The organism is Acinetobacter sp. 231_lipA, assembly GCF_058243005.1.
This window is the reverse complement of the sequence record NZ_JBZAYU010000001.1, coordinates 907,142-931,404: the sequence shown is the minus strand read 5'-3', so window position 1 is coordinate 931,404 and position 24,263 is coordinate 907,142. Positions and strand designations below refer to the sequence as shown.

The 24,263-nt window shown below is 43.5% G+C and carries 21 protein-coding genes, 2 tRNA genes, 3 rRNA genes and 3 pseudogenes; 16 read left to right on the top strand and 13 right to left on the bottom strand.

Features of this window, described 5'->3' with window-relative positions; translation table 11 throughout:
• Positions 1-18 precede the first annotated feature (18 nt).
• The 6 genes from AC4CUX_RS04730 (at position 19) to rrf (ending at position 6,944) form a co-directional block, all read left to right on the top strand.
• Positions 19-1,092, top strand: coding sequence for a DUF6670 family protein (locus AC4CUX_RS04730; protein ID WP_178904418.1), 1,074 nt, complete (start codon positions 19-21; stop codon positions 1,090-1,092).
• 437 nt (positions 1,093-1,529) lie between these two features.
• Positions 1,530-3,067 (top strand): 16S ribosomal RNA (locus AC4CUX_RS04725).
• 61 nt (positions 3,068-3,128) lie between these two features.
• A tRNA-Ile gene (locus tag AC4CUX_RS04720) sits at positions 3,129-3,205 on the top strand.
• A 68-nt stretch (positions 3,206-3,273) separates the two neighbouring features.
• Positions 3,274-3,349, top strand: a tRNA-Ala gene (locus AC4CUX_RS04715).
• 411 nt (positions 3,350-3,760) lie between these two features.
• Positions 3,761-6,654: ribosomal RNA gene (locus AC4CUX_RS04710) — 23S ribosomal RNA — on the top strand.
• 175 nt (positions 6,655-6,829) lie between these two features.
• Positions 6,830-6,944: ribosomal RNA gene (gene rrf, locus AC4CUX_RS04705) — 5S ribosomal RNA — on the top strand.
• The 16S, 23S and 5S rRNA genes sit together here with 2 tRNA genes alongside, the layout of an rRNA operon.
• Positions 6,945-7,492: 548 nt before the next feature.
• Here rrf and AC4CUX_RS04700 read toward each other — a convergent pair.
• The 3 genes and pseudogenes from AC4CUX_RS04700 to AC4CUX_RS04690 all read right to left on the bottom strand — a co-directional run bounded on the left by AC4CUX_RS04700 (position 7,493) and on the right by AC4CUX_RS04690 (position 9,854).
• Positions 7,493-8,890 (bottom strand): dihydrolipoyl dehydrogenase, encoded by a 1,398-nt coding sequence (locus AC4CUX_RS04700; protein ID WP_178928812.1) that lies wholly within the window; start codon positions 8,888-8,890, stop codon positions 7,493-7,495.
• Between the two features lie 209 nt (positions 8,891-9,099).
• Positions 9,100-9,526: pseudogene (locus AC4CUX_RS04695) on the bottom strand (protein tyrosine phosphatase family protein).
• Positions 9,519-9,854 carry a protein tyrosine phosphatase family protein gene (locus AC4CUX_RS04690; protein WP_010327560.1) on the bottom strand — a complete coding sequence of 112 codons (336 nt, stop codon included), beginning with the start codon at positions 9,852-9,854 and terminating at the stop codon, positions 9,519-9,521. The pseudogene AC4CUX_RS04695 and the gene AC4CUX_RS04690 overlap by 8 nt, the downstream one beginning before the upstream one ends.
• 124 nt (positions 9,855-9,978) lie before the next feature.
• On the opposite strand from AC4CUX_RS04690, the gene AC4CUX_RS04685 reads away from it, so the two are divergent.
• Genes AC4CUX_RS04685 through AC4CUX_RS04675 form a run of 3 tightly spaced genes read left to right on the top strand, consistent with a single transcriptional unit; the run spans position 9,979 to position 11,747 of the window.
• Positions 9,979-10,875, top strand: a complete 897-nt coding sequence (locus AC4CUX_RS04685) for an alpha/beta hydrolase (protein WP_010327559.1) — start codon at positions 9,979-9,981, stop codon at positions 10,873-10,875.
• Positions 10,876-11,307, top strand: a complete 432-nt coding sequence (gene trxC / locus AC4CUX_RS04680) for a thioredoxin TrxC (RefSeq protein WP_010327558.1) — start codon at positions 10,876-10,878, stop codon at positions 11,305-11,307.
• A 17-nt stretch (positions 11,308-11,324) separates the two neighbouring features.
• Complete coding sequence (locus tag AC4CUX_RS04675) at positions 11,325-11,747, top strand: acyl-CoA thioesterase (protein WP_010327557.1); 423 nt, start codon at positions 11,325-11,327, stop codon at positions 11,745-11,747.
• A 75-nt stretch (positions 11,748-11,822) separates the two neighbouring features.
• On the opposite strand, the pseudogene AC4CUX_RS04670 reads toward AC4CUX_RS04675, so the two are convergent.
• The 3 genes and pseudogenes from AC4CUX_RS04670 to AC4CUX_RS04660 all read right to left on the bottom strand — a co-directional run bounded on the left by AC4CUX_RS04670 (position 11,823) and on the right by AC4CUX_RS04660 (position 13,474).
• Positions 11,823-12,319 (bottom strand): annotated as a pseudogene (locus AC4CUX_RS04670) (nuclear transport factor 2 family protein).
• 137 nt (positions 12,320-12,456) lie between these two features.
• Complete coding sequence (locus AC4CUX_RS04665) at positions 12,457-12,957, bottom strand: DUF4442 domain-containing protein (RefSeq protein WP_010327555.1); 501 nt, start codon at positions 12,955-12,957, stop codon at positions 12,457-12,459.
• 28 nt (positions 12,958-12,985) lie between these two features.
• On the bottom strand, positions 12,986-13,474 hold the full coding sequence (locus tag AC4CUX_RS04660) for a YajQ family cyclic di-GMP-binding protein (protein ID WP_004697619.1): 489 nt from the start codon (positions 13,472-13,474) through the stop codon (positions 12,986-12,988).
• A 91-nt stretch (positions 13,475-13,565) separates the two neighbouring features.
• Between AC4CUX_RS04660 and AC4CUX_RS04655 the strand changes: the two genes are divergently transcribed.
• Positions 13,566-13,880: a rhodanese-like domain-containing protein gene (locus tag AC4CUX_RS04655; protein ID WP_004983438.1), complete on the top strand. Its 315-nt coding sequence runs from the start codon at positions 13,566-13,568 to the stop codon at positions 13,878-13,880.
• 101 nt (positions 13,881-13,981) lie between these two features.
• Here the strand turns inward: AC4CUX_RS04655 and mnmC are convergent, their stop codons facing one another.
• Genes mnmC through AC4CUX_RS04635 form a run of 4 tightly spaced genes read right to left on the bottom strand, consistent with a single transcriptional unit; the run spans position 13,982 to position 17,380 of the window.
• Positions 13,982-15,895, bottom strand: coding sequence for a bifunctional tRNA (5-methylaminomethyl-2-thiouridine)(34)-methyltransferase MnmC2/FAD-dependent 5-carboxymethylaminomethyl-2-thiouridine(34) oxidoreductase MnmC1 (mnmC, locus tag AC4CUX_RS04650; RefSeq protein WP_417884219.1), 1,914 nt, complete (start codon positions 15,893-15,895; stop codon positions 13,982-13,984).
• Positions 15,896-15,925: 30 nt separating this feature from the next.
• Positions 15,926-16,429 carry an SH3 domain-containing protein gene (locus AC4CUX_RS04645; RefSeq protein WP_078390225.1) on the bottom strand — a complete coding sequence of 168 codons (504 nt, stop codon included), beginning with the start codon at positions 16,427-16,429 and terminating at the stop codon, positions 15,926-15,928.
• A gap of 4 nt (positions 16,430-16,433) precedes the next feature.
• Positions 16,434-16,736 carry a YciI family protein gene (locus AC4CUX_RS04640; protein ID WP_178928810.1) on the bottom strand — a complete coding sequence of 101 codons (303 nt, stop codon included), beginning with the start codon at positions 16,734-16,736 and terminating at the stop codon, positions 16,434-16,436.
• Between the two features lie 29 nt (positions 16,737-16,765).
• Positions 16,766-17,380 carry a septation protein IspZ gene (locus AC4CUX_RS04635; RefSeq protein ID WP_114837576.1) on the bottom strand — a complete coding sequence of 205 codons (615 nt, stop codon included), beginning with the start codon at positions 17,378-17,380 and terminating at the stop codon, positions 16,766-16,768.
• A 44-nt stretch (positions 17,381-17,424) separates the two neighbouring features.
• On the opposite strand from AC4CUX_RS04635, the gene AC4CUX_RS04630 reads away from it, so the two are divergent.
• The gene (locus AC4CUX_RS04630; RefSeq protein ID WP_490792218.1) at positions 17,425-18,276 is read left to right on the top strand and encodes a PHP domain-containing protein; all 852 of its coding nucleotides are present in this window, start codon (positions 17,425-17,427) and stop codon (positions 18,274-18,276) included.
• 66 nt (positions 18,277-18,342) lie between these two features.
• Here AC4CUX_RS04630 and AC4CUX_RS04625 read toward each other — a convergent pair whose 3' ends face one another.
• Both AC4CUX_RS04625 and radC read right to left on the bottom strand, forming a co-directional pair.
• Entirely contained in the window at positions 18,343-19,254 is a 912-nt protein-coding gene (locus AC4CUX_RS04625; protein ID WP_004983451.1) for a bestrophin family protein, read from the bottom strand.
• Positions 19,255-19,329: 75 nt separating this feature from the next.
• A complete protein-coding gene (radC, locus tag AC4CUX_RS04620; protein ID WP_178928809.1) occupies positions 19,330-20,022 on the bottom strand; it encodes a RadC family protein in 693 nt (230 codons plus the stop codon).
• An 86-nt stretch (positions 20,023-20,108) separates the two neighbouring features.
• Here radC and AC4CUX_RS04615 point away from each other — a divergent pair.
• From AC4CUX_RS04615 to AC4CUX_RS04605, 3 genes are all read left to right on the top strand, one after another.
• A protein-coding gene (locus tag AC4CUX_RS04615) for an IS4-like element ISAba33 family transposase (RefSeq protein ID WP_490792618.1) occupies positions 20,109-21,199 on the top strand; the annotation gives its coding sequence in 2 pieces (ribosomal slippage) (positions 20,109-20,649 and positions 20,649-21,199; 1,092 coding nt in all).
• A gap of 122 nt (positions 21,200-21,321) precedes the next feature.
• The gene (gene coaBC, locus AC4CUX_RS04610; protein WP_178929040.1) at positions 21,322-22,596 is read left to right on the top strand and encodes a bifunctional phosphopantothenoylcysteine decarboxylase/phosphopantothenate--cysteine ligase CoaBC; all 1,275 of its coding nucleotides are present in this window, start codon (positions 21,322-21,324) and stop codon (positions 22,594-22,596) included.
• 76 nt (positions 22,597-22,672) lie between these two features.
• Positions 22,673-23,062, top strand: coding sequence for a cytochrome b562 (locus AC4CUX_RS04605; RefSeq protein WP_490792217.1), 390 nt, complete (start codon positions 22,673-22,675; stop codon positions 23,060-23,062).
• A 26-nt stretch (positions 23,063-23,088) separates the two neighbouring features.
• On the opposite strand, the pseudogene AC4CUX_RS04600 reads toward AC4CUX_RS04605, so the two are convergent.
• A pseudogene (locus AC4CUX_RS04600) lies at positions 23,089-23,463 on the bottom strand (RNA-guided endonuclease InsQ/TnpB family protein); the annotation flags it as partial.
• Positions 23,464-23,547: 84 nt separating this feature from the next.
• Between AC4CUX_RS04600 and tnpA the strand changes: the two are divergent.
• Positions 23,548-23,931, top strand: coding sequence for an IS66-like element accessory protein TnpA (tnpA, locus tag AC4CUX_RS04595; protein WP_490792216.1), 384 nt, complete (start codon positions 23,548-23,550; stop codon positions 23,929-23,931).
• On the top strand, positions 23,928-24,263 hold the full coding sequence (tnpB, locus tag AC4CUX_RS04590; protein WP_058951667.1) for an IS66 family insertion sequence element accessory protein TnpB: 336 nt from the start codon (positions 23,928-23,930) through the stop codon (positions 24,261-24,263). Before tnpA ends, tnpB begins: the two co-directional genes overlap by 4 nt.

Sequence of the window (24,263 nt, the reverse complement as noted above, 5' to 3'; positions counted from 1 at the left end):
ATGTAGAAGGAGTATGATATGTGGTTGTTTCAAGATTTTCTCGATCAGTCTAAACAACTTAATCAGGCTCCTTCACGGTCACTTCCAGCTTATCACCCACCCAATAAAAAATATAAAATTATTCATCAAGCTTTAACCATTCCCAATCTTCCAGCACCATTACATTATTTAAATTTTTTGAGCATGATTGGTCAGCCCAATACGCCCATGTTTCGGAATAACAGTGCAATCAGAACTACACCCTTAGATACCGCGACCGTATTGGCCAGTAGTAGTCCACATATGGCAGGGCAACTGAACCGCTATTCAATTTCTGCGGAATGTTCATTTCAAGAAAAAACATTTAAATTTGCCAATAAAGAACAGCTCATGGGGGCATTCCCAAAATTTCAAATTCAAAGAAAAGACACAGAATTGAGTTTTGAAATTGAAATAACAACAACACCACTGATCTCACATTTCACCAAATTGCGTTTTGGTCTTGCTGAGCATTGGTCTGTATTGTGTCGATGTCAGGGAGAAGTTAAATATAAAGAACAGCGCTATGACATTGATCAGTTGGGTGCTTTTGAATACGCGCGCAGCATCGACTTTAGTTATTTACCCTTAGCGTTTTTCACATATCAAGTCATTAATCTAGTAGATCAGCGTCAACTATTGTTAGAACAAATTCGAGATTCGTTTAATCGAATTGTGCAGTCACGTATCTATATACGTGATTTGCAAAAACAACAAACCCATATGTTTGATCGGATGGTTTGCTTTCAAGTTCATCGTGTTTATCCTGCTGTGAAAACTCCCAATGGGCAAAAAATGTATTTACCGCGAGAGTTTGAATGGCATTATCAAGATGAGCGTGGACATAACATTCATATTTATGCTCAAAGTCGTGGTGATTTTAAATTTGGTTTAGCTGCGGGTTATGTAGGTAGCTTTAAATATCAACTCAAAATGGATAATTATGAGGAACAGGGCGAAAGTGGTTATTGTGAATATGTGGATTGTCGTGCATTAAAGTGGCAAGAAAAAAAATCGCAAGAAAAAAATCGAAATGAAATTGGAGAAATTGTTCCCTTTTCACTCAAAAAATAAGAAAAAAGCGTCATTTTGCTGAATAAATAAACAAGTGGAAGTTTTTTTATAAATAATTGAATAAAGGGGGTTGTGTTGGATTAGAAATGCTGTAGAATGCACATCCATCGGCGGTGATGTTGATTAAAACTTGTTGAGAAACAAGGATTTAGCCCAAGCGGTAGAATCTGAAAGTCTTGAATAAGTTTAAAAATAATTAATAAAACCAGTTGACTTCTTCTTGAAAGAGAGTAGTATAGCCGACCTAGCTTGCTGATGACGAATCAGCAAGAAGATCATTAAGAGATTATGAAGAACAACTTGTGTGGATTTTTACTAATTGATCGATCGAAAATATTTCATTGATTGATGGTAGAAATTACTCGAAGTTTATTTGAGAAATATTTGTCAGAAAATTGATGAGCCAAGATTTGTAGCCATAAGCTACTAATGATTTTTAACTGAAGAGTTTGATCATGGCTCAGATTGAACGCTGGCGGCAGGCTTAACACATGCAAGTCGAGCGGGGAAAGGTAGCTTGCTACCTGACCTAGCGGCGGACGGGTGAGTAATGCTTAGGAATCTGCCTATTAGTGGGGGACAACATTCCGAAAGGAATGCTAATACCGCATACGCCCTACGGGGGAAAGCAGGGGATCTTCGGACCTTGCGCTAATAGATGAGCCTAAGTCAGATTAGCTAGTTGGTGGGGTAAAGGCCTACCAAGGCGACGATCTGTAGCGGGTCTGAGAGGATGATCCGCCACACTGGGACTGAGACACGGCCCAGACTCCTACGGGAGGCAGCAGTGGGGAATATTGGACAATGGGCGCAAGCCTGATCCAGCCATGCCGCGTGTGTGAAGAAGGCCTTTTGGTTGTAAAGCACTTTAAGCGAGGAGGAGGCTACTTGGATTAATACTCTAGGATAGTGGACGTTACTCGCAGAATAAGCACCGGCTAACTCTGTGCCAGCAGCCGCGGTAATACAGAGGGTGCGAGCGTTAATCGGATTTACTGGGCGTAAAGCGTGCGTAGGCGGCTTCTTAAGTCGGATGTGAAATCCCTGAGCTTAACTTAGGAATTGCATTCGATACTGGGAAGCTAGAGTATGGGAGAGGATGGTAGAATTCCAGGTGTAGCGGTGAAATGCGTAGAGATCTGGAGGAATACCGATGGCGAAGGCAGCCATCTGGCCTAATACTGACGCTGAGGTACGAAAGCATGGGGAGCAAACAGGATTAGATACCCTGGTAGTCCATGCCGTAAACGATGTCTACTAGCCGTTGGGGCCTTTGAGGCTTTAGTGGCGCAGCTAACGCGATAAGTAGACCGCCTGGGGAGTACGGTCGCAAGACTAAAACTCAAATGAATTGACGGGGGCCCGCACAAGCGGTGGAGCATGTGGTTTAATTCGATGCAACGCGAAGAACCTTACCTGGTCTTGACATAGTAAGAACTTTCCAGAGATGGATTGGTGCCTTCGGGAACTTACATACAGGTGCTGCATGGCTGTCGTCAGCTCGTGTCGTGAGATGTTGGGTTAAGTCCCGCAACGAGCGCAACCCTTTTCCTTATTTGCCAGCGGGTTAAGCCGGGAACTTTAAGGATACTGCCAGTGACAAACTGGAGGAAGGCGGGGACGACGTCAAGTCATCATGGCCCTTACGACCAGGGCTACACACGTGCTACAATGGTCGGTACAAAGGGTTGCTACCTAGCGATAGGATGCTAATCTCAAAAAGCCGATCGTAGTCCGGATTGGAGTCTGCAACTCGACTCCATGAAGTCGGAATCGCTAGTAATCGCGGATCAGAATGCCGCGGTGAATACGTTCCCGGGCCTTGTACACACCGCCCGTCACACCATGGGAATTTGTTGCACCAGAAGTAGGTAGTCTAACCGCAAGGAGGACGCTTACCACGGTGTGGCCGATGACTGGGGTGAAGTCGTAACAAGGTAGCCGTAGGGGAACCTGCGGCTGGATCACCTCCTTAACGAAAGATTGACGATTGGTAAGAATCCACAACAAGTTGTTCTTCATGACGATGTATCTGAGGGTCTGTAGCTCAGTTGGTTAGAGCACACGCTTGATAAGCGTGGGGTCACAAGTTCAAGTCTTGTCAGACCCACCAAATCTGACTAACAAGCATTGTTAAATGCTGAATACAGAAAAACAGAGACATTGACTTATTGATAAGCTGGGGACTTAGCTTAGTTGGTAGAGCGCCTGCTTTGCACGCAGGAGGTCAGGAGTTCGACTCTCCTAGTCTCCACCACTCATTGCGATGCAATGAGTTAAACATTAAGCAAACGAACTGATAGCTTATAGAGCTTAGTGATAATAAAGCGTAGAATGCGCTTCGTTGTTATTAATCTCTGTGATTTATCACAGTTTCCTGACCTGACGAAGGCTGGAAAAATCATTAACAGAATATATTTGAGTTGAAATAATTTGTTCATACTCGTTTTTAAGATCGACATTAACAGTGATTTATTACTGATTGATGAAGATTGAAGAAATGAGTTACTAGCGAAATTAACTGAATCAAGCGTTTTGGTATGTGAATTGAATTGAAGCTGTACAGTGTTTAAGTACACAGAACAACAAACTGTAAGGAAGTGATGAGAAATCATCATAGACTGTCTTAATCCTACTTGTAGGGATTAACGACTGTTTGGGGTTGTATAGTCAAGTAATTAAGTGCATGTGGTGGATGCCTTGGCAGTCAGAGGCGATGAAAGACGTAATAGCCTGCGATAAGCTCCGGGGAGGCGGCAAATATCCTGTGATCCGGAGATTTCTGAATGGGGAAACCCACCTGTCATAAGGCAGGTATCGTATGATGAATACATAGTCATACGAGGCGAACGAGGGGAAGTGAAACATCTCAGTACCCTTAGGAAAAGAAATCAATTGAGATTCCCTCAGTAGCGGCGAGCGAACGGGGAAAAGCCCATTAAGTCATATCAGTTTTAGTGGAATGCTCTGGGAAGTGCAACCATAGTGGGTGATAGTCCTGTACACGAAAGGGCTGATATGATGATGTCGAGTAGGGCGGGGCACGTGAAACCTTGTCTGAATATGGGGGGACCATCCTCCAAGGCTAAATACTCCTGACTGACCGATAGTGAACCAGTACCGTGAGGGAAAGGCGAAAAGAACCCCTGTGAGGGGAGTGAAATAGATCCTGAAACCGCATGCATACAAGCAGTGGGAGCCGACTTGTTCGGTGACTGCGTACCTTTTGTATAATGGGTCAGCGACTTACATTCAGTAGCAAGGTTAACCGCATAGGGGAGCCGTAGAGAAATCGAGTCTTAATAGGGCGTTTAGTTGCTGGGTGTAGACCCGAAACCGGGTGATCTATCCATGAGCAGGTTGAAGGTTGGGTAACACTAACTGGAGGACCGAACCCACTGTCGTTGAAAAGCCAGGGGATGACTTGTGGATAGGGGTGAAAGGCTAATCAAACTCGGTGATAGCTGGTTCTCCCCGAAAGCTATTTAGGTAGCGCCTCGGACGAATACCATTGGGGGTAGAGCACTGTTTCGGCTAGGGGGTCATCCCGACTTACCAAACCGATGCAAACTCCGAATACCAATGAGTACTATCCGGGAGACAGACTGCGGGTGCTAACGTCCGTAGTCAAGAGGAAAACAATCCAGACCGCCAGCTAAGGCCCCAAAATTATAGTTAAGTGGGAAACGATGTGGGAAGGCATAGACAGCTAGGAGGTTGGCTTAGAAGCAGCCACCCTTTAAAGAAAGCGTAATAGCTCACTAGTCGAGTCGGCCTGCGCGGAAGATGTAACGGGGCTAAAACTATATGCCGAAGCTGCGGATTTGCAATTTATTGCAAGTGGTAGGGGAGCGTTCTGTAAGCCGATGAAGGTGTATTGAGAAGTATGCTGGAGGTATCAGAAGTGCGAATGCTGACGTGAGTAACGACAATGCGAGTGAAAAACTCGCACGCTGAAAGACCAAGGGTTCCAGTCCAACGTTAATCGGGGCTGGGTGAGTCGACCCCTAAGGCGAGGCCGAGAGGCGTAGTCGATGGGAAATTGGTTAATATTCCAATACTTCTATGTAATGCGATGAGAGGACGGAGAAGGTTAAGTCAGCCTGGCGTTGGTTGTCCAGGTGGAAGGTTGTAGGCATGTATCTTAGGCAAATCCGGGGTACTCTATGCTGAGAACTGATAGCAAGCTGTACTTGTACAGTGAAGTGGCTGATACCATGCTTCCAGGAAAAGTCTCTAAGCTTCAGTTACATAGGAATCGTACCCGAAACCGACACAGGTGGTCAGGTCGAGTAGACCAAAGCGCTTGAGAGAACTCTGCTGAAGGAACTAGGCAAAATGGTACCGTAACTTCGGGAGAAGGTACGCTGCCGACGGTGATAGGATTTACTCCTTGAGCTATTGGCAGCCACAGAAACCAGGCCCCTGCAACTGTTTATTAAAAACATAGCACTCTGCAAACACGAAAGTGGACGTATAGGGTGTGATGCCTGCCCGGTGCTGGAAGGTTAATTGATGGGGTTAGCGTAAGCGAAGCTCTTGATCGAAGCCCCAGTAAACGGCGGCCGTAACTATAACGGTCCTAAGGTAGCGAAATTCCTTGTCGGGTAAGTTCCGACCTGCACGAATGGCATAATGATGGGGGCGCTGTCTCCAGCAGAGACTCAGTGAAATCGAATTCGCCGTGAAGATGCGGTGTACCCGCGGCTAGACGGAAAGACCCCGTGAACCTTTACTGCAGCTTGACATTGAACTTTGATCTTACTTGTGTAGGATAGGTGGGAGGCTTTGAAACCGAGACGCTAGTTTCGGTGGAGCCAATCTTGAAATACCACCCTGGTAATATTGAGGTTCTAACTCTGTCCCGTTATCCGGGACGAGGACCATGTCTGGTGGGTAGTTTGACTGGGGCGGTCTCCTCCTAAAGAGTAACGGAGGAGTACGAAGGTGCGCTCAGCGTGGTCGGAAATCACGCGTAGAGTATAAAGGCAAAAGCGCGCTTAACTGCGAGACCCACAAGTCGAGCAGGTACGAAAGTAGGTCTTAGTGATCCGGTGGTTCTGTATGGAAGGGCCATCGCTCAACGGATAAAAGGTACTCTGGGGATAACAGGCTGATACCGCCCAAGAGTTCATATCGACGGCGGTGTTTGGCACCTCGATGTCGGCTCATCTCATCCTGGGGCTGAAGCAGGTCCCAAGGGTATGGCTGTTCGCCATTTAAAGAGGTACGCGAGCTGGGTTTAGAACGTCGTGAGACAGTTCGGTCCCTATCTACCGTGGGCGTTGGAAATTTGAGAGGATCTGCTCCTAGTACGAGAGGACCAGAGTGGACGAACCTCTGGTGTACCGGTTGTGACGCCAGTCGCATCGCCGGGTAGCTATGTTCGGAAGGGATAACCGCTGAAAGCATCTAAGCGGGAAGCCTACCTCAAGATAAGATTTCCCTAGGACTTTATGTCCTCTAAAGAGCCGTTGAAGACTACGACGTTGATAGGTTGGATGTGGAAGCATAGTGATATGTGAAGCTGACCAATACTAATTGCTCGTGAGGCTTGACTATACAACACCCAAACAGTTGGTGTTGTGGTTCAAATCACTGCAAACAACTTGATTTAGTTATAAAGCTAGATAAAATATCCAACTCAAATATACCTGTTAATAACTCATTTGATGAAAGTTAGGCACGAAGAGCACTGCTCTGAGGTTAGACCCAACGAATAGTCATAAACAGTTGTGCTGGCGACAATAGCAAGAGTGAACCACCTGATCCCTTCCCGAACTCAGAAGTGAAACCTCTTAGCGCTGATGGTAGTGTGGAGTTATCCATGTGAGAGTAAGTCATCGCCAGCTCATTAATTCTAAATCCCCCTCCGCTTAATGCAGAGGGGGATTTTTTTATGCGCCATTTATTAAAACAAAAAACAGAAGAGCTGAGAACATGCATTTATAAGGGCCTAAGTGGTAAAAAGCCAGCATTTTCTGGTTTTTATGTCATATTTAACAAGATCACAGAGCACCTTTTAACGTTTCTTGATGTGCTTTAACTTGTTTTGTTGGCATGCTTTCTATAATCTTAATAAATTTATTCTCTAAACAAAAGCAAGAATATGGTGGAATTATTTGCCAAGTAAGCAATTATTTGAAGAGAATAGCCATTTATGAACCAAAATGGATCAGGAATGACTGACTTATGTATTACAACACATGGTTTATTACGGTTATTAATGTGTCTTAGATCAGTTAAGTTACGCACTAAAATAAGAACTTTACCGCTAATCTAATAAGGTGTGTGTCTTGTAGTTAAATCAACGTTATGCCGCGAATGATTTATAGTTCACTGCACAGTGTTGATGAAATCGTTTAATTACACACAGCAAACCTTATTAAAAGAATATGAATCATGAATTTCGCAGTTTAGGTATCGTATCTAGCTGTCGACGTGCATGTTTTAATGCCGTTCTTAAACCTTCTTCAAGGGTTGGGTGATAAAACGGTTTTTCCAAAATTTCATCGACGGTCAGTTGTTCTGCAATCATCCATGCCAGTAAATGGGCCAAATGTTCAGTAGACTCTGTGAGTAATTCAGCACCTAGTAGCTTACGGCTACTTTTCTCCACATACACTTCGATAGCTCCATGGTTTTTACCTAAAACTAATGCGCGCCCTTGTTTGACATAAGAGACTTCGCCTATGACAAAATTGATAGGTGCACTTTGTAGTTGCTTAAAGTTTTGTCCAACCATTGCCATTTCTGGGCTACTAAAAACGATGCCTAAGGGTATTAGGGTCTTACATGATTCTATAGTAGGGAAATTTAATGCATTTTTGACCGAGACTTTACCTTCGTGTGCGGCTTCATGCTGTAGTGGAGTATCAGTATGTGCATCGCCAATGATAAAAATCGGATAGTCGGCGAGTTGTTTGGTTTCAGGATCAACAGGTAAATGTTTTAAGTCTTTGAATGAGGTGTCGATATTTTCGAGTTTAAGGGTATTTAAAAGACTACTTCGTCCTGTGGCAACCAGTAAGTAATCAACGTTGAGTGTTTTAGGCTGACCATTTTCAGTAAACCTAAGTTCAACTTGATTATTTATATACTTAACCTCTGTGGGTAAAACTTCGAACTTGATCTCAAGTTCGGTGCTAATTTCTGTTTGTGCTAACTGCTGCAATTTAGGACTAGTCAGAACACTGACTTTACGACTACGTGCAAAGACAGTGGTATTGACGCCAAGTCGTTGCATGGCTTGCGCAAGTTCAATTGCGATGACGCCACTCCCAATCACTGCTAAAGATTTGGGTAAAGCATTGAGTTCAAAGATTTGATCGGAGGTGATGAGCCGATCACCGAGTTCATTCTTCCATACTGGGTCAAAGCTAGGTGTGGAGCCTACAGCTAAAATAAAGCTTTTGGCTTGGTAGTGTTGCCCATTAACTTCGACCGTTTTTGAATTGACAAAGCGAGCACGGCCCTGAATTTTATGGGACTCAGGCCAGCTCTCTACGGTTTTAAGGGTATTATGAGTAAAGCGATCACGGAGTTTTTGTACGTGTTGCATGACCTGACTGCGGTCTATTTTTGACTCTACTTGTAATCCGACACGATCCGCATGTTGAATATCATGCATGCGATTTGCTGTAGAAATTAGCACTTTTGACGGCATGCAGCCGACACGTGCACAAGTAGTGTCCCACGGCCCATCATTAATGATTAATAGATTTTGTGTGGACTTCACGGCTTGTTGGTAGGCTGCGATACCCGCAGTTCCAGCCCCAATAATAATCAGATCATACATAAGCAAACGTTTATCTAAGCGAGACAGATTCTATAGTTAACATATTCAGGGCTGTAGATGATTATATTTTGTAAAAAAACGGCACTAGATGCCGTTTTTACTTTCATTTGACTTATAAGCCAGTACCAACGCTTACCCCAACGGTAGGACGTACATTCATTGAACTACATGCTGTCATTAAGGTACAGCAGAGTAAAAGCAGCAACAGTTTATTCATGGAGTAATCCTCGTTGTTTTGCCTGATTAAACAGCAGACTAGAGCGAGCACCACTCTTACAGACCATTAAAATAGGCTTGGGCAATTCATTATAATATTTAGCAAATTCCGACCACGTCTGTTTCAGAAATTTTACTGCTGGTAACAGGTTGGTAAATTACGCTGACTTTGGACTGTTTCGCAATATTACGCAGTTGATCAACGCGAACGGTATTGCCTTGTTCTTGATCTGGTCGGTTGACAATGACCGACTTAAAACCTTGTTTTATTAACTGTTGAAACTTGTCTTGGGTCATTTCCCCTGAAACGCTGAGCTGCGGGCTGAGTGCTTGACTCAGGTTATTCATTGCCGCCCACAATGCACTGCTCGTTAAAATAAGAGCAGTGCAGATGACACTTTTAAACAACCGTTTAGTCATCTAACAGGTCCATTTGTTTGGCCAGTTGGTATAAGTTGTTCGAGCGATTGCCTGTACGGCAGAACATTAAAATAGGTTTTGGTAGCTCATTGAAATGATTGGCAAAAGTGCGCACATCCATTTCGGTTATTTGACCAGCAACCACAGGTTGGTAGACGTAATCTAGGCCTGCAACACGTGCTGCTTCTTCAATTTGAGCGCTGGTTGGTTGTTCTGCGCCACCTTCCATATCTGGGCGGTTATTGATCACAGATTTAAACCCTTTTTCAACCACTTGAACCAAATGTTCTGGGCCAATTTGACCTGCAAAGCCTACATTTTCGCTCATGCTGTCACTCCAAAATTAAACTAATCGAGATATGCTTTATGATAGCATTAAGCTGAAAGTTCAGCCTATGCTGTTGAAATATTTATAAGCGATTACAACCATAAAATAACGCAATGGAGCAGGTATGCACGCCTATACCGTTGAACCGCTATATGTCAAAAGTGGCCAAGAGGTCATTGCTGCGGATTTTTATCGTCCGAAAACCGAAGAAAAACCAGCAGTGATTGTGATGGCCCATGGCTTGGCTGGGCTGCGCCAATTCAAACTAATCCAATTTGCGCAGCGTTTTGCACAAGCGGGTTATGCAGTCGTGTTATTTGACTACCGTTATTGGGGCGGGAGTACGGGGCGCCCAAGAGAGCTGGTGTCGATTAAAAAGCAGCTCGAAGACTGGCGCACCATGATTAACCACCTCAAAGAACGTAAGTCGATCGATAGTCGACGGATCGTGCTGTGGGGGACGGCACTCAGCGGTGGATATGTACTCGATATTGCTGCAGAGTTCAAAAATGTTCAGGCGGTGATGGCGCAAGTGCCTTTTGTCGATGGTGCTGAAAGTGCCAAGCTTTACCCGTTACAGCAACTCCCGAAAGCGTTAAAACTATCGAGCCAAGATTATATGGGGGGGAAAGTGGGGATGTCCCCGACCACTTTACCTGTGGTTAATCCACGAGAGTTATGTTTTTTACCGACGCAAGATGCGTATTTGGGTTATCGTTCGATTATTAATCCTGATTATTATTGGAGTGGTGAGATACCTGCCCGATTATTTTTTAATTTAATTCGTTATCGGCCGATTCAAAATGTCAGACAAATTAATATTCCTGTACTTTTCATTGCCGCCAAGCATGATAGTTTAATTCCGATTGAATCCAGTCGTGAAGCCGCGACCAATATTGCCCCTTTTGTTCAATATCATGAATGGGAGATGCAGCATTTTGATATTTATCATGCCAGTTGGTTTGAAAAAGCCATTTCGACCCAATTAGAATTCTTACATCAACATATTGGAGTCAACTAAATGATTATCGTCTGTCCTACTTGTTTGGCCAAAAATCGTGTGCCTGAAGAGAAATTGAGTGCTAATCCGAGCTGTGGTCAATGCCACGCAGCGCTTTTACCTGCGGTACCGATTGAATTGAATGAGCAGAATTTTAGCCAGTTCATTAGCCATAGCGATTTGCCTGTATTTATTGATTTATGGGCAGAGTGGTGTGGTCCATGTAAAATGATGGCTCCGCACTTTGCTGAAGTGGCTAAGCAAAATCCGCAGGTTATTTTTGCCAAAATTAATACCGAAGAATCTCCACGATTAAGTAGTGCCTTTAATGTGCGAAGTATTCCAACCTTAGTTTTAATGAATAAAACTACTGAAATTGCTAGAATAAGCGGCGCGCTCCGTGCGCCACAATTGCAACAATGGTTAGATCAACAGTTGCAAGCCCAGTCATAATGAAAATTGGAGTCAACGTGTCAGAGATTCATGTGAAACCAGAAGGGATGCTATCTCTTCAAACGATTGCAATGCCAGCTGATACCAACTGGAGTGGAGATGTGTTTGGTGGTTGGATTGTGTCACAAATGGATTTGGCCGGCGCAATTCACGCAGAACGCTTTAGTAAAGGGCGTTGTGCAACGATTTCAATTAATCAGATGACGTTCTTGGTCCCTGTCAAAGTCGGGGACGTGATTAGTTGTTATACTAAAATTTTAAAAGTAGGCAATACGTCTATTCAGATGGAAATTGAAGTGTGGGATAGCCATGACAGTTCACGTCCACCTGTACGTGTGACTGAAGGCGTGTTTACCTTTGTTGCTGTTGATGTCAAAGGCAATAAACGTCAAATTCCAGCGGATGTTAAAGAAAAATTCCTTGCAAGCCAATCCAACTAAAGCTTGAGTTGGTCTGCAAAAAAAGCCAGTGTAATCACTGGCTTTTTTTATTGCTATTCCATGCAGTCCGATGGATTAAAACATAGTATTGCGGTTGGCGGACTCCGCGGGAATGCTTTGTACTACATCCCAATGTTCTACAATTTTGCCTTGTTCGACGCGGAAAATATCAACAACGGCCTCACCACCATCTTGTGCATTTTGAGTGGAATGTACATGGAGCACCACCAAATCACCTTCGGCTACGACACGCTTGATGGTGTTTTTTGCATCAGGATGTTCTTTAAAGTACTGGGTGAAGTAGTTTACAAAAGGTGCTTTGCCGTCTGCAACATAGGGATTATGTTGAATGTATTGTATACCAATATAGCGGTCAGAATAGGTTTGAACCTGATGCTTGCTAAAAACGCCTTCATAAAAGTCCACCACAATTTTTTTATTCTGTTCGGTCAGGGCAGAGGTAGAATGGTGACTCGGCGTTGTTGAAACCGATGAGTTGGCTAGTTGTGCTGTTGGCAGGCCACCAGCCCCAAAGAAAATAAGGCAGTCGCTAAAATTAGTCTTTTTTTCATCAAGTCAGCTCAAATATTCATGTTATGTAGCATGATTTTGAGCTGAGTCGAAGCACAGATATAGTAAGTTTTAGTCGCAGCTTTAGCGTGTTCTTGTAAATTTTATACTTACCAAACAGTAAGTTATATTTACATTTTTACTTTTTTAATGATGCTTTGTCGAGCCACGCCCATAACATTTCACATTGAACGGGTGCTTCACCCGATTCATCCATTACTGTCACAGAAACTAAAGTTTCACCTTTAGCGGTGGTTTGCATCAGCTGCTGTTGTTCTGGTGTTAAGGTGGCTGTCGCTGTCATGGCACCTTTACTCGGACGTTTAAAGTCAACGTGCATGCTTTTAATCAGAACGATGCAATGATCAGGTACATTCATCCCTGTTACAAAACCGGTTGCTGTTTCAGCAATTAAAGCCATGGCGCAGGCATGCAGTTGACCAATATGGTTTTGCATGGCACGGTGATTTTCGATTTTGACCACGACTTCGCTGTGACTGACTTGCAAATAACGAATATTGGCACTGCCGACCATGGGAACTATGCGACCAAAAGCTTGACTCCATAATCGCGTACGTAATGCTTTCGGCAAGCGTGACGTGGTTTTTACAAGTTTTGATAAGCGATTGGCCTTTGGCATAGTTACCTCAAATGATCAAACAAGAGTATTAGTCTTTAAAGTTATTGAACTGTAAAGGCAGACCAAATTGTTGTTCTTTTAAAAAGGTCATTACTTGCTGTAATGTATCGCGCTTTTTATCAGTCACACGAATTTTGTCGCCTTGAATTGAAGATTGCACTTTAATGCCGCTTTCTTTAATGGCCTTGTTAATTTTTTTTGCGGTATCTGAGTCAAGTCCGTCTTTTAATTTCACCACTTGAAGTACATTTTTACCTGAAGCAGTCATTTTTTGTGGATCAAGCGCTTGAATATCGACTTTACGCTTAAAGAAATGGTTCTCTAACATGGTATACACTTGTTCACACTGGAAATCACTTTCAGTTGAGATTTTGATTTCTTTGTTTTTTTCATTGAGTTCAATAGAAACATCCTGACCACGGAAGTCGAAACGGGTTGCGATTTCCTTTTGGGTGTTCTGAACGGCATGATTTACTTCAAAAATTTCTAATTCTGAAACAATATCAAAAGATGGCATGGATTAAACCTTTACAAATGGAAAGAATATCTGAGATGCTAGGGATGTTTTCTTCATTTGCCAAGTGTTGTTTACATCAAAGGAGTGCGCAATGATCCGTAAACAAGAAATTACAACATTTGAGTTCCCAGAGGATGCGATCATCTGGGATGTACGCGATTCAAGTGCTTATGCTGAAGCACACGTGAAAGGGGCGATTAATCAGCCAATCACAGAACTTTCAGCACAAAGCCTTACTCAAGTGTCGACGGATCAACCGATTTACATTTTATGTGGTGGCGGTAGTAAAGCGCCACGTGCTGCAGAGTTACTCGAAGGTTTTGACAGTGCGCGTGAGTATGTGATTTTAATGGGTGGTACCCGTGCTGCTCGTGATGCTGGTTTAGCCTTAGAACAAAGTAATTAAGCAGAAGCAAAAAAAGCGCCGTCAGGCGCTTTTTTAATGTCTTAGAAATTTACATTTCTCTATTTATAGCTCTATATGCTGTACTTGAGTCATAAGCAGAACTAAGACTGCGCTTTAAAATAAGGCTTTTTGGCTTTGAGCTTTTTATGGAATCGGGTCGGACTGAGCTTTTGTAGCAGTGACTCAGGAACAGGGCAGGCCTCTTTCAGTATCTGCGCCGCTAAAATTTCACTACATAAAGGGGCAAACAAAAAGCCTTTAGAACCCAAGCCAGCAAAGCTATAAATTTCAGTCTGTTCAGACATTTTTCCAAGGACTGGAAAATAGTCCAGACTTTGCGCGCGAACAGATGCACGGCCTTGCCAAGTCGTCACATCAGGAAGCGATTGTGCATAATGTGGAAAGACACTGTGGATAAGCTCGTAGTTATGCATATGGTCTTCAAGCAAAACATCGCTATCGTCTCGATTGGGATAGAAGGATGCACCTAAAATGAACTGTTGAGCATCAAGCTGCATACAGTAGCCGCCATAGCTATAGGCTTGATCGAGGGCCAAAGGTTGTGCAGTATTCTCCACCCAACTGACTTGTCCGCGAATGGGCTTCAGCACAGGGTACTGCTCAAAGAAAGCAGCCGTGTGGCGTGCACAACAGACAATCACGTGATCAAACTGACCGAGAGATTGGGTTTGCTCATTGAAAAGTTCATTGTGCTCTGGATGGATTTGAGTAATGTTGGCTTGTACGAACTGAATGAGCGGATGCGCTAAGATTTGATCTTTGATTTGATGTGGTGAGACAGCGCCAGCTTCAGTTAGATTCAGACTTGGATATTCAGTAATTAACGCAGAATCAGCAGCGGTTTCGGCTGTCATAAGACCTGCAGGATATTGTTGTTCGAGATCGAGTAAGTCTTCGGCTTTTTTCAGCGCCAGTTGATGTACTTGAATGGGGCGAAAAGCCTGAAACTTGGGATAGTGCTGTAAAGCATGTTGCCAAGCTAAAGTCATTAAATGTTCATGACTTTGTTCAATCGGACAAAGTTTTGGGTTGAGTAAGGCGAGCGGATTGCCTGAACCTCCTGCAAGTGGCTCAGATTGGTCGTAGAGCGTGACTTGGTGTCCGCGCTCAGCAAAGGCCCATGCGCTAGTTAAACCTGCAATCCCTGCGCCAATGATAGCAATTTGGCGTTGCTTAAAAGCGTGTAGTACTTGATCAGGTTGATTTTGATTCAAAATTGATTTGGTATCGACAGCGTTTGATATGTTTTCAGGCTCAGCAGCTAACCAGATGGCTTTGAGCATTTCGCGTTTATGCCTATAGCCGCGCGGACGTGAAATAGAAATACCATGCTGTGTTAAACCACGTTTGAGCACGCCTGCGACACTAAACGAAGAAAATGTCGTTCCAATACCAGATAAGCGAACGATGTGATTCAGCACTTGCTCTTCCCATATGTCTGGGTTACAGGCAGGCGCGAAACCATCGAGGAACCATGCGTTAACGCTATTGGTTTTTGCCATACTGGGGAAAACATCGTGGGCATCGCCTAACCAAAGGTCAAGGCTGAAACGTTCCTCAGGGAAGTTCAGGCGATGACAACCCGCAATTGGGTGCGGGTACTGTGCAATCAGTTGATCGGCGATCGGTTTGAGGTCAGGCCAGACATTGAGTGCACGTATCAGATCCGTTTTAGACAGCGGAAATTTTTCAACTGAAATGGCATGAAGGTGGCTGTGGTTATTTGGGCGAACCTGTTGCCAAAGTTGCCAAAGCGCCAAGATGTTGAGCCCTGTGCCAAAGCCAGTTTCACCAACACTAAAATATTCAAAGGGCTGAAGATTGGACAGACGCTCAGGTAAATCATTGCCATTTAAAAACACATGGCGAGTTTCGAGTAGACCATTGTCTTTGGAAAAATAGACATCGCCAAATTGTTTTGAGACTGGCACATCTATGCCATCAATCTGTTGCCACTCTAAATCGGCAGTTTGAATTGCACGCGACACAACCACAGCACCCTATTGTTTTCAATAGGGCTTAGCTTACCACTGACGACGACGTTTGGTATAAACGTAACTGGCAATTAAGAAACCCAGTAATACACCAACAGCGATGGTTGCCGCACCGTAGAGGAACATTTGCGCACTACGTTCGCTTTGTAAGACCTGAACTTGTACACCGAGGCTATCATTTTTGAGTTGAAGCTCTTGGTTTTGCGCCAAAGCATCGAGATTGGCTTTTTCCAATTGTGCAAGACGTGAAGCTTGGTCTTTGACCAATGCTTTGACTTTGGCATCTTGCAATGCTTTGTTCTTTGCCAGTTGTTCAGCGGTGAGTGGTTTGGCTTCTTGCGGTTGACCTGTTGGGCTAACTGTGGCCACCGCAGGAATGATTTTCGGTTGAGTCGTACTGCCTTGCACTTGAACAGGTGCGGCAGTCGTTGCTGGTACAGCAGGGGCTACACTCGGGGCAGGAGCGGTTTCAACGGCCCACGCCATAGAAGAAAGAAGAGATAAGCCCAATAAGCTTGTGACAACAACGCGCATGACCTTATCCTTGAGGGAATGCTTTATTAAATGGTTTAACATCAATCTGACGATAAACCCCTGCTTTTAAGAATGGCTCTTCCTGTAACCAGACATCGAGTGCTTCACGTGAGTCAAAGTCAACAATGATTGTACTGCCATAAAAGCCTGCTTGTGGATTGCTTGGATCTTTCGGCATCGCTCCTGCAACAATTAAACGACCTTCATCATCGAGCTTTTGTAAACGAGCAAGATGTTCTGGACGTGTGGCAAGACGTTTTTCGACTGTACCTTCTTGATCGGTACATGTGACGACGAATAGCGGCATAAGAGTTCTCGATGTATGTTCTGGCTAAATTACTCTTCAGAAGATTTAAAGTATTTACGCAATACAATAAACTGAATAATGATAAAGGAAAACATCACGATCATGTCACCAAAAGCCGTGAATTCTCCCCAATATTTTCCGTCCATAAATAAAAATGCGAAAAATACGTGTAAAAAAGACATCAGGGCAAACATAGCAGCCCACGCAAAGTTTAAATTTATCCAACCAGCGTCTGATAAATTGAAGATTGGGCCGAACAAGCGTTTGATCAGTGGTTTGCGTTCTTTGCCAAAATAAGGAGAAAGTAAGAAAGCACCTGAGAAAATAATGTTCAGCAAGGCCGCTTTGAGTTTGATGTAAAAGTCATCCGACAGCATTAAGGTGACACCGCCGAAAATAACCGTCATAAACAACACAATCCACTGTTGTTTGTCTAAACGGAACTTTTGCATGAAGAACAGTGCGCCGTAAACCACCAGCATCGAAATAATCAAACCTGTGGTGGCTACAAGAATATTATTATTATCGACACCCCCAGCAGAACCGATCAATTGGAGCAATGGGTGATCAGTATTTTTAGGATCTACAGTTTTATATAAATAAAAGAAAATGATCAGCGGCACAAAGTCTAAAAGTGCTTTCATGTTAGAGTATCTAAATCTGTTCAAATAAATAGCTAGTATAAGTGATGGAAGGCGTAGATTTACATACTCACAGCAATATTTCTGATGGTACTTTCACACCGAAGCAATTGGTTGACGCTGCTGCGGAAAAAGGCATCCACACCTTGGCTTTGACAGACCATGACACCATGGATGGTCTTGCGTTGGCAGAGTTGGCTGCAAAGTCGCATGCGATGCGTATTATTTCGGGTGTAGAAATTTCGAGCCAGTGGTCGAGACCCTCAACCCAGAAAAACTATGGCGTGCATGTGGTTGCATTGAATATGCAAGATTTAGAACCACTGCAAAAATGCCTTGAACAGCAAAAACAAATCCGTGCGCGACGTGCTAAGCAAATCTGTGATTTGTTGATTCCATTGATTGGTGAAGATATTTATCTCGATGTTGTGGCGAAAGTTGAACAGATGCCTGACCGTGTGACTCGAACCCATATTGCCAAGACCTTGGTTGAAAAAAAGTATGTGAGTCGTGCGCAACAAGCGTTTGATAAATATATTAAGGAAGGTAAGAAAGCCTACGTGAAATTTGATGGGCTGGGCTTAGAAGAAACCATTCAAGTGATTCATGCCAGTGGTGGTTTTGCCGTATTGGCGCATCCGACACGGTATGACTTATCTGCTACGAACATTCGTTATCTGATTGAAATATTTGCGCAGTTTGGTGGGGATGCGGTTGAATTGCCGCCCAATGTCGAACCGACATCTACCCGTCAAATGGTGGATCGGATGATTGCCGAGCATGGTTTAAAAGTATCGGTTGGGAGTGACTTTCATGGTGACAATATGCCGTGGATTAAGTTGGGCAATATTCCCAGAGTCAAAGACGGGCAAGTGGGGATTTGGGAAAGTTTTGTGTAAAGCGTATTAGACATTCCACCTTCTCCAAGAGCTATATAGCCTAAGAGAAGGTAAGTGTGCGCTCGATTAGAGTAAGTTATTGTCTTGTGCTTGAATGGGTGGAGGGGTCGGTTTACCTAAAGTCCCAAGCAGTTCAATTTCGATGGTACGTACCATCGAGTCCAGCGGCAAGTCATTACTTTGTGTTCCGAAAGGTTCTTCAATTTCCGAACTCAAAGCATCGAGTCCTAAGAAAGTATAGGCCAATACACCAACCAATAGCGGGGTGAAAATACCCAAGGTTGAGCCTAAGCTAAACGGTAAAATGAGACAGAAAAAATACACCGTACGATTGAGTAATACCGAGTAGGCAAAAGGTAGCGGCGTTGTCGCAATACGGTCACAACCAGTTTGTACCACACTCAAGTCAGCAACATGCTGATTCAGCTGTGCATACACAATGTCGCTAATTTCACCTTCTTTTAATGCCTGCATTAATTCCCACTGAATCAAACTGAGCGTGTACTGCGGGGCATTGGCTTGTTGATATAGCTGAGTCAGTGCGTTTTGACTTAAGCCACTAGTTTCTACCAGTTCTGTTGGATTGGCTGTTTGATGGCGTAAACGGTCGCGTAAGACATTGGCAAAGACAATGACATGTTGAATCACACGTTCACGACGACCTTGGGTCAAGATACGACAGTCACGGTCAAAGTGACGTGAGTTGGCAATTAAAATGCCCCATAACTTTCGCGCTTCCCACCAACGGTCATAGCAGGCACTATTTTTAAAGCCGAGGAAAATAGAAAGTACCACCCCAATGAGGGTGAAGCCGACCAAGGGCAGTTCAGGGAAATGAAAATAGCCGACATAGGACAAAATGCCAATAATGGCAGAGACCAACATGACCACGCCCAAAGGGGGTAAAACTTTGGGAAGAATGGTGCCACGCCATGAAAAAAGCACCTTAAAAATACTGGGCTGATCACGCACAATCATGTGATTAGAATTCTTTTAAAATTTTGCTTGATCTTCATATTTGTCGCGGTATTTGTCAATCATTTGTCTGCATATTTAAACGGATTGGATCAGGCCGTGTTCAGCAAAAGAAAAAGCACCTTCGGGCGATAAGATGAAATGATCAATCAGTTGAATATCCACGAGCTGACTGGCTTGAAGAATACGCTCTGTCAGTTCGATGTCCGCCGCGGAGGGCTGAGCTTTCCCAAGTGGATGGTTATGGGCAATCACCATGAAAGTGGCGTGTTGAGCAATACAGTAACGGAGCAATAGATTGATCGATATTTCACAAGAATTGACTGCACCAAAGAACAATTTTTTAAAGTTTATTTTTCTTAAATGTGCATCCAAGCAAAGCACTGCAAAGACCTCTTGGTTTTCGCCTGAAAACTCATACTGTAAAAAATTGAGCAGTTGAGCTGAATGATTGAGCTCCAACTTGTGTTGCTTGAGCTGCTGGCTACTGTAGCGTCGCCCCAGTTCTTTGACGGCCATTAATTGTGAATACTTGGTCGGGCCAATGCCGTGAAATTGGCTGAGCTCGGGCAGTTCAGCGTCGAAAACCGCATTCAGACTACCAAAATGTTGCAACAAAAGACGTGCCAATTCGACCGCAGAATGTTGCGTTGAACCCGAACGGATGAAAATGGCCAACAGTTCTGCATCGGAGAGGCTGGCTGGCCCTTGTTGTAATAAGCGTTCACGTGGCCGTTCTTGTTCAGGCCATTTTTTTATGGATAAGTGCATTATTTTATACTTTTTTCTTTGTACACGAAAAAAAATATAACTCATTAAAATAATGGCATAATACTTGTTTTCTGACGACGAATATGATGACACATTTCAATGAGTTACATCTCATCTTAAACAAATATCTAAAGTGGAACAAGTCACATGCAAAATGTTTTACACTGATTATGCTTGCATTAATTGTAAAACAGACATGTAATCTTTCTTCTGCATCTAAAGCCTTACCCATCAAGTGCTTACCACAATCATTTTATCGACGTATACAACGCTTCTTTGCAGATCAGTATTTCGATTATCGTCAAATTTCTCAGTTAATTTTCAATATATTTTCATTCGATAAAGTCCAATTAACTTTGGATAGAACTAATTGGAAATGGGGAAAACGAGATATCAATATCTTGATGTTAGCCATCGTCTATCGTGGAATAGCGATACCTATTGTTTGGACATTGCTCAATAAACGTGGAAATTCAAATACAAAAGAGCGTATTGCTTTGATTCAACGCTTTATCTCCATTTTTGGTAAAGATCGTATTGTGAATGTGTTTGCAGACAGAGAATTTATCGGTGAGAAATGGTTTATATGGTTAATTGAAAATGACATTAACTTCTGTATACGTGTTAAAAAAACTTTATTGTGACCAATCACTTAGCCAAGAATCATAAAATTAGTGATTTATTTCGTCATCTTCAAGTTGGTCAAACTGAATGTCGTAAACGACGTATTTGGGTTGGTCGAGTGAAACTGTATATTAGTGCGCTACGATTAGAAGATGGAGAACTTTTACTTGTTGTTTCTCCTATGTTTAATGCTTCTGCTATTCGTGATTATGCATTACGCTGGGAAATCGAAACGTTATTTAGTTGTCTCAAAGGACGTGGATTCAATCTTGAAAATACTCGTTTAACAGACCCTAGACGAGTCAAGAAATTGATAGCAGTGCTAGCTATCGGTTTCTGTTGGTGCTATTTAACAGGTGAATGGCAACATGATCGGAAAAAAGCGATAAAAATAAAGAAGCATGGACGACTTTCAGTAAGTTTATTTCGCTACGGTTTGGACTATGTTCAAATGGCTATTCTACGTTTGATTGGTTTTGGAAAAAAAGAGGAATTTAAGAAAGTGCTCGAAATTTTAAGAAAGAAAAAGCCTGATAGGACAAGGGCTATATGAAATTTGTCGTGTACAGAGTACTTTTTTATTCTTAATTTGAGAAACAGGGCTCAATCGATGATTGGGTACGGGACTATTTAATGCTATTGTGAGCGCCACTGCAACAGAAAGGTAGCCTGTTCGTGAGCTTTGATCTCAGTGTAATTCCAAATAAAAATATCCTTTTAGCTGTTACGGGTGGTATTGCTGCCTATAAAAGTGCCATTTTGGTTCGCCGTTTAAAAGATGCGGGTTTTCAAGTCCGTGTGGTGATGACCGAAGGTGCACAGGCTTTTATTACGCCGCTAACTTTTCAAGCTTTGTCGGGCAACCCCGTCCATACAGAACTTCTCGACCCTGAAGCTGAAGCGGGCATGGGCCATATTGAGCTGGCACGTTGGGCAGACTTACTCTTGGTTGCGCCTGCCAGTTGCAACACCATTGCAAAGTTTGCTGTGGGTTTAGCCGATGATCTGCTTTCTACTTTATATTTAGCCACCAAAGCCCCTGTATGGGTCGCACCAGCCATGAACCAACAAATGTGGGCAGCAAAAGCAACGCAGCGTAATTTAGCGACTTTGGTGGAAGATGGCGTGCATGTGATCATGCCAGATGCGGGTGCGCAAGCTTGTGGTGATGTCGGTTTAGGTCGTATGCCTGAGCCTGAGGATTTGGCACATCAAGTGACAGAATACTTCCATAAAGCGCAGCGTGCCATGGCTGAAAAATTTGGGATGTTGGCGGGTAAAAAAGTCACCATTACTGCTGGGCCAACGCGTGAAGCGATTGATCCTGTGCGTTATATTTCCAACCACAGTACCGGAAAAATGGGTTTTGCCATTGCTGCTGCATGTTATGCGGCAGGAGCCAAAGTGACTTTAATTGCAGGTCCTGTCAGCTTAGACACACCGAACGGTGTACGCCGAATCAATGTTTCATCTGCCATGAAAATGCTGGATACCAGCATGCAAATGTTAGATGAAGGCTGTGATGTGTTTATCGCGACAGCCGCTGTTGCTGATTATCGTGTCGCAGAAGTTGCAGAGCATAAGATTAAGAAAGCAGGGGACGAGCTCAATGTTTCCTTAATCAAAAACCCTGATATTGTGGCGACCATTGCACAGCAAGATAAACGCCCATTCATGGTGGGTTTTGCAGCAGAAACACGCAATGTCGAGGAATATGCCGCAGGTAAATTGGTGGCGAAAAAGCTCGATATGATTGCCTGTAATGATGTGTCACGTCCTGATATTGGTTTTGCTTCTGATGAAAATGCGATGACGGTCTTTTTTGCAGAAAGCTATAAAATGGAAAAGCGCGATTTGGAAAAAGCGTCGAAACAAGAAATTGCTTTGCAGTTGGTTGAAGCGATTCATGATGCTTTACATCGAGACCTTGAAAGTGATGATGATTTTTAATTTACATCGGTCTTAATTTTTGCGATATTCAATGCAGCCTTAGGCTGCATTTTTTTGCAAACTCATAGGAATAAGAATGAAAACATTATTAAAGGTTGTGCTGTTGAGCAGTGGTTTATGTTTGGCAGGACTTGCACAAGCGTCGGAAGTGCTAGAAGGTGTGATGAAATCTTTGGCGAAAAACTCAAAAGCTTTTACTCAAGCCAAGACTGCCACAGAGGCGAATACCGCATTAACTGAAATGCAAAAAGCCGCGGCAACTGCCAAGCAAAACAAGCCTGACAGTTTGGTGAAACAACCCAAAGACAGTGTTAAAGTGAAACAATATGAACAAAAGTTTGATGCATTAACCCAAGAAATTGAACATGCTCAACATTTGGTACAAGCAGGGAAACTTGCGGAAGCTAAACAAAGTTCAGCCAAGTTTGAGGCCATTAAGCAGCAAGGCCATAAAGCATTTAAATAATTCAGTACATTGACATCCTCCGCGACCTAAAGGACGGGGATTCCTACTGCTAGACGCTCATGTCCGAGCGCAAGAATATTCAGTGCGGAATTTATATCCCTATCATGGAATGTACCGCATTCCATGCACTGCCATTCTCTTATTCCAAGTCCCGTTCTACCTTTCGGACTACTACAGCGTGAGCCACAGCTCGAACAAGTTTGGGTGGTATAGGCTTCATTGACTTCTTTATACCATACACTTGCGTTCTCGCATTTATACTTGAGCATGGTTCTAAGTGTTGTCCAACTTGCATCTAATACAGACTTCGCTAGTTTAGTCCGTGCTAATGCCTTTGCATTCACATTACCAACGAAGATGGCTGCATGTTTATTCACCAATTTATGACTGAATTGATGTGTAAGCGTCCGCTGAACACATCTTATGAATTCGTCCTATAAGCCTTAATTTAGTCCTCACTTAAAAACAAGTGGGAACTTAAATTTATGACTACAAATAATCAGACATCCATCGCATCTCTTACGATAATACGAAGAACATATAGTGCTGAATTTAAACAGCAGATCGTTCAGGCGTGTAAAGCATCGGAGGTTTCAATTGCTTCGGTCGCTTTGCAACATGGATTGAATACAAATCTTGTATCCAAATGGATTCGCTTAATTGATGCTAAGCCAAGGAGTGATCGCTCACCACTACCGAATAAACCTGCATTTATTGCCTTATCTTGCTCCGCACCATTAGATCCTATTTCTACTGGCATGTTAACGGTTCAAATTACTTTACCCCACTCAAAAGCAGAAATTGGCTTGAAATGGCAAGTATCAGAAATATCTGCTTTAGCAGAATTACTCAAGGCACTTACAACATGATCCGTATCGATGAAATCTGGTTGTCTACCCAGCCCATGGACATGCGTGCAGGTATGGATACGGCCATGGCTCAGGTGGTGAGAGCCTTTGGCTACATCAAACCGCATTGTGCTTACCTGTTCTGTAATAAACGTGGCCATCGCATGAAAGTGCTGGTACATGATGGACTGGGGATCTGGCTGTGTGCTCGGCGGTTGGAACAGGGCAAATTTCACTGGGCTAAAGTTCATCAGGGTGAAACCCTGGCACTCAGTCCAGAACAGTTACAGGCACTGATCCAGGGTTTGCCTTGGCAGCGCATTGGACGACAGCAAGTGGTCACAATGCTCTAA